The organism is Pseudomonas sp. 05T35 (genome assembly GCF_056396605.1).
In genome coordinates, this window is the sequence record NZ_JBFTLU010000208.1 from 1 (window position 1) to 7,592 (window position 7,592).

Genomic DNA, 7,592 nt, shown 5'->3' on the forward strand with positions numbered 1-7,592 from the left:
ACGCCGTTGTTGGTGGGAGACCGGATTGGTCTGCACCCGGTGGCGGTGATCTTTGCGATTCTGGCGGGTGGAGAGCTGTTCGGTTTCACCGGGATTCTGCTGGCGTTGCCAGTCGCGGCGGTGATCATGGTGCTTGTTCGGCATGTCCATGATTTATATAAAGATTCTGGCATGTACAGCGGTGTGGATAATTCGGATTGATCAGCCCTGTCGACTGAGTACTCAAGGATGCCCGGCACATTGCCGGGCACGCCTGTAAAACTCTCCCGGCTATCACATACGCCGTCAAACAAACCTCGGCGATCCTCGCAAGTTAACGCAAACCTTTGATTTTGCTTATGGTCTGCTGCATTGTGCGGCTGGCGTCACGGGTATAAACTTTGCAAACTTTACACAGAGGCCACTAACGGTTCGTTTGGAACTGTTCAGTCAGCATGAAACCGATTCAGCTGCCCCTAGGTGTGCGTCTGCGTGATGACGCTACCTTTATCAACTACTACCCTGGCGCCAATGCCGCTGCACTCGGCTATGTCGAGCGGCTGTGCGAAGCCGACGCCGGCTGGACCGAAAGCCTGATCTATCTCTGGGGCAAGGACGGCGTAGGGCGTACGCACTTGTTGCAAGCCGCGTGCTTGCGCTTCGAGCAGTTGGGGGAGCCTGCGGTGTACCTGCCGTTGGCCGAGTTGCTGGATCGCGGTATCGAAATCCTCGACAACCTTGAGCAGTACGAACTGGTCTGCCTGGATGACTTGCAGGCAGTCGCTGGACGGGCTGATTGGGAAGAGGCGTTGTTCCATCTGTTCAATCGCCTGCGAGACAGCGGTCGGCGCCTGCTGATCGCCGCTTCGACCTCGCCACGCGAGTTGCCGGTAAAACTGGCTGACCTCAAATCCCGCTTGACCCTTGCGCTGATTTTTCAGATGCGGCCGCTGTCCGATGAAGACAAGTTGCGTGCACTGCAATTGCGTGCGTCACGCCGCGGTCTGCACCTGACCGACGAAGTCGGGCATTTTATTTTGACGCGCGGTACTCGCAGCATGAGCGCGTTGTTCGAGCTCCTTGAGCGCCTCGATCAGGCCTCCTTGCAGGCTCAGCGCAAGCTGACGATCCCCTTTCTCAAAGAAACCCTGGGCTGGTAAAACCGCGGCCTGTAGTGCGTTTCGGCATCTTTCAGGCGTCAGGAAACCCGCTTCCGGAAGGGTATTCACGGCGCGTGCAGATTAAAATGGGCTTAAGCGCTTAGATGTTAACGAGAAACCGATAAGTCACATTTAGATCGATTGAATTTGCAAATGAGGACGATAGAAGGCATAGTCTCGCCTTCTTTACAACTTCAGCCACGGTCGTGCCCATGCTAAATCGCTTCGCACCCCTCGTGCCTCTCGCACTTGTCACCCTGCTTTTTGGTTGCGCGGTTCATTCCCCGGTCTCGCAACAACAAAACGATCAGCAGATTAAAAATTCAGCGACTGCCCAGTCTTCCGTTATTTATCAGGAAGAGCTGGCTACCGAAAAAGAACTGGCCGACTTTGCCAGCAACAAGCCTTACCAGCTTCCAGTTTTGGCCGACAGCATTCTCGAGCGTGGCTTGTCCCTGGTCGGTACCCGTTACCGCATGGGCGGCACCTCTGAAGCCGGTTTCGATTGCAGCGGTTTCATCGGTTATCTGTTTCGTGAAGAGGCTGGCATGAACCTGCCGCGCTCCACTCGCGAAATGATCAACGTGAATGCCCCATTGGTCTCACGCAACAACCTGAAGCCTGGCGACTTGCTGTTCTTCGCCACCAATGGTCGTCGCGGTCGCGTCAGTCACGCCGGGATCTACCTGGGTGATGACCAGTTCATCCATTCCAGCAGCCGCCGCAGCGGTGGTGTCCGGGTCGATAACCTGGGCGACAGCTACTGGAGCAAGACCTTCATTGAGGCCAAGCGAGCACTCGCCATGGCACCAACGACAGTCAYGGCACGCAAGTAAGCGGACTTTTTGTAAGGCCAACTTAAAGTCTTACTTGAAGTTTGGCGCGTAGCCGCTAGAATCCTGATCTATTGTTGACTAACTAACCGCGTAAGCCCTGCTTACGCGGTTTTGTTTTCAGCCGCTCGGCAGAGAAAGCCGCTGCCAGATCAGGATGTTCTGCACATGACGATGTCGGCCCGCCTCGCACTTATCTTCCTCGCAGCGCTGCTCAGCGCCTGTGCCAGCCGTACTCCGCCGCCCGTCAAAGTCGTTCGCGCCCCGGTTTTCGCTCCCGCCCAATCGTTCTCGCCTGCCGCTGAAGACGTGCTGATTCGCGCGCTGGGTCTGGTCGGCACGCCTTATCGTTGGGGCGGCAATACGCCGGATTCAGGTTTCGATTGCAGCGGTCTGATCGGCTACGTCTACCGAGATGCGGCGGGTATTTCCCTGCCGCGCTCAACTCGCGAGATGATCGGCATGCAGGCACCGAACGTTGGCCTGGAGGCTCTGCAAACCGGTGACCTGATCTTCTTCGCCACCAATGGCGGCTCGCAAGTCAGCCACGCCGGGATCTATGTCGGCGAAGGTCGCTTCGTGCATGCACCCGCCACGGGTGGTACGGTGAAGCTCGACAGTTTGTCCAAGGCCTATTGGCAGAGAGCCTACCTGAGCGCCRAGCGTGTCATCGAGCCTGAGCATCTGGCGCACAATTTCTAGTTCGCAGAGGTTGTCATGACCGCTCGCACGCTCAATCTCGACGATTCCCTTTATAACTACCTGCTCGACGTTTCCCTGCGCGAAACGCCGCTGCAGCGCCGCTTGCGTGACGAAACCCAGGCGCTGCCCATGGCGCGCTGGCAGGTGGCACCCGAACAGGGCCAGTTCCTCGCCTTGCTGGTCAAGCTGACGGGCGCCAGGCGCTTGCTTGAAGTCGGCACCTTCACCGGTTACAGCGCCTTGTGCATGGCGGCCGCCTTGCCGGATGACGGTTCGTTGATCTGCTGTGACATTCCCGGCGACTACAACGCCACGGCGCGTCGTTACTGGCAAGAAGCCGGGCTCGCCGGGCGCATCGATTTACGTTTGGCTCCCGCGTTGCAAACCCTGGCTCAACTTGAGCAGCAAGGGCAGGGCGGTTGCTTCGATCTGATCTTCATCGATGCCGACAAGGCCAACTATCCGGCCTATCTGGAAAGCGCTTTGCGGCTGCTGCGAAGTGGTGGGCTGGCGGTATTCGACAACACGCTGTGGAGTGGGCGAGTACTGGAAGAAAATCCCGCGAGCGAAGACACCCGAGCCATCCAGGCACTCAATCGCGCCTTGAAGGACGACTCGCGTGTCGACCTGTCGTTGTTGCCGTTGGGCGATGGTTTGACGCTGTGTCGCAAAAAGTAATGGGTTGATGGAAAAGATCGTCCGGACGCGGCTCGATCTTTTAACGTTTATTTAGCTGCAGACACGCGCCAGATCTTGTTCCCCACGTCATCGGCCACCAGCAAGTCACCCTGTTTATCGATCACTACGCCCACCGGGCGACCCATGGCTTCTTCATTCTTGTTGAGAAACCCCGTCAGCACGTCGACCGGTTGCCCTGCCGGCTTGCCAGCGCTGAACGGCACGAAGATGACTTTGTAGCCGCTATGTGGTTTGCGGTTCCAGGAACCATGCTGGCCGATAAATGCGCCTTCAGTGAACGGAGCTGGCAGCTTGCTGCCTTCGGCGAAGGTCAGGCCCAGCGAAGCGGTATGCGGTCCAACCGCGTAGTCCGGGGCGATGGCCCTGGCGACCAGGTCGGGGTTTTGCGGTGTGACGCGCGCGTCGATGTGCTGGCCGTAGTAACTGAATGGCCAGCCGTAGAAGCCGCCGTCCTTGACCGAGGTGATGTAGTCCGGCACCAGGTCGCTGCCGATTTCGTCCCGTTCGTTGACAGCTGTCCAGAGTTTTCCGCTGCGCGGTTCCCAGTCCATGCCGTTGGGGTTGCGCAGGCCTGAGGCAAAAATCCGATGATTGCCGGTCGCGCGATCGACCTCCCAGATCGCTGCGCGTCCTTCTTCCTGTTCCAGGCCATTTTCACCGACATTGCTGTTGGAGCCGACCGTGACGTAGAGCTTGCTACCGTCCTTGCTGGCGATGACGTTTTTGGTCCAGTGATGATTCAGCGTGCCACCGGGCAGGTCGATGACTTTCACCGGTTTGGTGGTGATGGATGTTTCACCACTTTCATAGTGAAAGCGCAGCAGGCGGTCAGTGTCGGCGACGTACAGGTCGTTGCCGACCAGGGTCATGCCGAACGGCGAGTTGAGGTTCTCGATGAAGGTCGTGCGGGTTTCAGCGACGCCGTTGTGATCCTTGTCACGCAGCAGGGTGATCCGGTTCGCGCTTGGTACGCCAGCACCGGCGCGGCCCATGACTTTGCCCATGACCCAGCCACGAATGCCTTTGCTGTCGTCGGGCTTGGGTGGCGCATTGGTTTCAGCCACCAACACGTCGCCGTTGGGCAGTACATAGAGCCAGCGTGGATGATCAAGTCCTTCGGCAAATGCCGCCACCTGAGTGCCTGGCGCGGCAATCGGCTTTGCGCCCGCTGGCCAGCCGACCGCCGGTGCAATGTTCACTGTCGGGATCAGGGTCTTGTGCGGTTCCGGCAGCTTGGGCGATGGGCCCGTGCCGTCCGACACTGGCAAGGTGGCGGACTCCCCGCAGGCGGCGAGCCCTCCGGCGATGGCGATAACAATGACGAATCGAGGCTTGAGCATGCTGATTTCCCTATGAGTGCATCACCTCATCATAGAGGAGCCTGATCGATGGAAGGTTCAACCCGTCAGCCGCGAGCCTCTTTGAGCAATACCGCGATGCCCGGATGGTAGTTGCCGGCTTCGTTGTGCAATTTGCGGTAGGCGTAGGGGAAGTACCAGGCCACGGCGCAGGAGTGTTCCTTTTGCAGGTCGTCGACCATGTCCTGGAGTTCTTCCGGCGTAGGGCTTTGCTGGGCTTTTTGTGGGGCGACGAACAGGCAACCAAGCTTCAGGTCGCTGGCGTAGCTGATTTTTTTCGCATCGCTCACGGTATCTTGCAAGGCCTGGGTGAGGTTCAGGTTATTGACCCGCGGCCAGCGTTGGCTGGCCTGAAGATAGGCGCGTTCTTCGCCACTGGCGATAAACAGGTCGGCGCGGCCATTGCGTTCGCCTTCCTCGATCTGCTTTTTCGTCGGAGTCTGTTCGAGGGTGACCATTTCAGCCATCCACGCTGCCGCCGAAAGCAGGCTCACGTTGGCGCGTTCGTCAAACCAGTAAGGGCTTTCGTTATCGCCGCGTACTGCGTTGTAACGGTCGATGCACTCGAACCAGCGCTCCAGCACCGGGCGCAGGAATTCCAGCTTCGGGTTACTGATGATCATGCCTTGCATGTTGCCCCCTCTTTGTTCTTGTAATGTAAGGTTGTGGCTCTTTGATATCATTGCTTTCAGTGTGGCACAAGATTGGCGCCAGATTATTGATCTGGGTCGGTTTCTATCTGTCGATGAGCCCCCGGCTTTAATTGACGCTCCACCCCCAACCCTCTAACCTTCGCGACTTGTTTCAGGTGCTCTGTGACCCAGTGGTCGACCGAGTGAAACAGGGAAGCCGGTGAGGGCGCGTTCTTTGACAGAGCGGGCGACGATCCCGGCGCTGCCCCCGCAACGGTAAATGAGTAAAAACTGCGCTTTGAGCCACTGTGTCGAAGGTCGATATGGGAAGGCGTGCAGTCAGGCGAAAGCCGCTCATGAGCCCGGAGACCGGCCTGATCCATCCAGCGGCATCACGGTGGGCGATGCCAGGCTTGTTGCCGTCTATTTCTATGCCTGCCCGCCGTTATCCAGCCTCAACGGAGAGCTCCCCCATGACTGATTCCCCTGATCGTGACGAACGCCACCTGGCACGCATGCTGCGCAAGAAAGCGGTGATCGATGAGCGCATTGCCAACTCGCCGAATGAATGCGGCTTGCTGCTGGTCCTGTCCGGCAACGGCAAGGGCAAAAGCAGTTCTGCGTTCGGCATGCTCGCCCGGGCAATGGGCCACGGCATGCAGTGCGGCGTGGTGCAGTTCATCAAGGGGCGTAGCAGCACTGGCGAGGAGCTGTTCTTCCGTCGCTTCCCGGAGCAAGTGCGCTTCCACGTGATGGGCGAAGGTTTCACTTGGGAAACCCAGGATCGCCAGCGCGATATCGCCGCCGCCGAGGCCGCATGGGACGTCTCCCGCGAATTGCTGCGTGACCCGGCCATTGGTCTGGTGGTGCTCGATGAACTGAATATCGCCCTCAAGCACGGTTATCTGGACCTGGATCAAGTGCTCAGCGACTTGCAGGCGCGTCCGCCGATGCAGCACGTGGTGGTCACCGGTCGTGGTGCCAAGCCGGAAATGATCGAGCTGGCCGACACCGTCACCGAAATGGGCATGATCAAGCACGCTTTCCAGGCCGGGATCAAAGCGCAGAAAGGCGTTGAGCTGTGAGTGAGCCGCGTTTTTGCCCGGCGGTATTGATTGCTGCGCCGGCTTCCGGTCAGGGCAAGACCACCGTCACCGCCGCGCTGGCCCGTTTGCATCGCAATCAGGGGCGCAAGGTCCGGGTGTTCAAATGCGGCCCGGACTTTCTCGATCCGATGATTCTCGAGCGCGCCAGCGGTGCGCCGGTGTATCAATTGGACATGTGGATGGTCGGCGAGCAGGAAAGTCGTCGGCTGTTGTGGGAAGCCGCCGCTGAGGCTGATCTGATTTTGATCGAAGGCGTCATGGGCCTGTTCGATGGCACGCCGTCCAGCGCCGATCTGGCGCGGCACTTCGGCGTACCCGTACTGGGTGTGATCGATGGCACCGCCATGGCCCAGACATTCGGCGCGTTGGCGTTGGGGCTGGCACGTTATCAGCCGGACTTGCCGTTTGYCGGTGTCTTGGCCAACCGCGTCGGCACCTTGCGTCACGCGCAACTGCTTGAAGGCAGTCTCACTGAAGGCTTGCGCTGGTACGGAGCCTTGTCCCGGGAAACCGGAATCGAATTGCCTAGCCGTCACTTGGGGCTGGTCCAGGCCAGTGAATTGAATGATCTCGATCTGCGCCTCGACGCCGCCGCCGCCGCGTTGGCCAGCAGCTGCGAAGTGGCGTTGCCGCCCGCCGTCGAGTTCGCTGCGCCTGATGTGATTGCCGCCGAGCCGTTGTTGGCCGGTGTGCGAATTGCCGTGGCTCGCGATGAAGCGTTTGCCTTCACGTATGGCGCGAGCCTCGACTTGTTGCGGGCGATGGGGGCGGAGTTACGATTCTTCTCGCCGATCCATGACCGTGAATTGCCAGAAGCTGACAGCCTGTATCTGCCCGGTGGTTATCCGGAATTGCACCACGTGGCGTTGGCTGAAAACCGCACAATGCTCGATGCGATTCGCGCGCATCACGGCGCTGGCAAACCGTTGTTGGCTGAATGCGGCGGCATGCTGTACCTGCTCGACTCACTGACCGATGTCGATGGCACGCGTGCCGAGTTGGTAGGGCTGCTGGCCGGTGATGCGGTGATGCAAAAGCGTCTGGCCGCGCTGGCCCTGCAAGCGGTCGAGTTACCCGAAGGCCCGTTGCGTGGCCACACCTACCACCATTCGTTGACCAGCAC

The 7,592-nt window shown here is 59.2% G+C and carries 9 protein-coding genes and 1 riboswitch; of the genes, 7 read left to right on the plus strand and 2 right to left on the minus strand.

Translation table 11 applies throughout. The features are described from left to right. The 5 genes from AC1DH9_RS16745 to AC1DH9_RS16765 all read left to right on the plus strand — a co-directional run. Positions 1 to 201 (plus strand): AI-2E family transporter (locus AC1DH9_RS16745; protein WP_477808450.1); only part of this gene is annotated, 201 nt, incomplete at its 5' end. A gap of 233 nt (positions 202 to 434) precedes the next feature. After that, entirely contained in the window at positions 435 to 1,139 is a 705-nt protein-coding gene (gene hda, locus AC1DH9_RS16750) for a DnaA regulatory inactivator Hda (RefSeq protein WP_008033543.1), read from the plus strand. 212 nt (positions 1,140 to 1,351) lie between these two features. Next, on the plus strand, positions 1,352 to 1,975 hold the full coding sequence (locus tag AC1DH9_RS16755) for a C40 family peptidase (RefSeq protein WP_477808451.1): 624 nt from the start codon (positions 1,352 to 1,354) through the stop codon (positions 1,973 to 1,975). 165 nt (positions 1,976 to 2,140) lie between these two features. Then, the gene (locus tag AC1DH9_RS16760; protein WP_477808452.1) at positions 2,141 to 2,674 is read left to right on the plus strand and encodes a C40 family peptidase; all 534 of its coding nucleotides are present in this window, start codon (positions 2,141 to 2,143) and stop codon (positions 2,672 to 2,674) included. Between the two features lie 15 nt (positions 2,675 to 2,689). Beyond that, on the plus strand, positions 2,690 to 3,352 hold the full coding sequence (locus tag AC1DH9_RS16765) for an O-methyltransferase (protein ID WP_427545990.1): 663 nt from the start codon (positions 2,690 to 2,692) through the stop codon (positions 3,350 to 3,352). A gap of 47 nt (positions 3,353 to 3,399) precedes the next feature. Here AC1DH9_RS16765 and AC1DH9_RS16770 read toward each other — a convergent pair whose 3' ends face one another. Together AC1DH9_RS16770 and AC1DH9_RS16775 are read right to left on the minus strand one after the other, a co-directional pair. Next, positions 3,400 to 4,713, minus strand: a complete 1,314-nt coding sequence (locus AC1DH9_RS16770) for a PQQ-dependent sugar dehydrogenase (protein WP_427545992.1) — start codon at positions 4,711 to 4,713, stop codon at positions 3,400 to 3,402. A 65-nt stretch (positions 4,714 to 4,778) separates the two neighbouring features. Next, on the minus strand, positions 4,779 to 5,363 hold the full coding sequence (locus AC1DH9_RS16775) for a hypothetical protein (protein WP_427545994.1): 585 nt from the start codon (positions 5,361 to 5,363) through the stop codon (positions 4,779 to 4,781). A gap of 157 nt (positions 5,364 to 5,520) precedes the next feature. Further along, positions 5,521 to 5,755: riboswitch (cobalamin riboswitch) on the plus strand. Positions 5,756 to 5,836: 81 nt separating this feature from the next. Between AC1DH9_RS16775 and cobO the strand changes: the two genes are divergently transcribed. Both cobO and AC1DH9_RS16785 read left to right on the plus strand, forming a co-directional pair. After that, on the plus strand, positions 5,837 to 6,448 hold the full coding sequence (gene cobO, locus AC1DH9_RS16780) for a cob(I)yrinic acid a,c-diamide adenosyltransferase (protein WP_054593556.1): 612 nt from the start codon (positions 5,837 to 5,839) through the stop codon (positions 6,446 to 6,448). Next, on the plus strand, positions 6,445 to 7,592 hold a 1,148-nt coding region (locus tag AC1DH9_RS16785; protein WP_477808453.1), incomplete at its 3' end, for a cobyrinate a,c-diamide synthase. The genes cobO and AC1DH9_RS16785, both read left to right, overlap by 4 nt.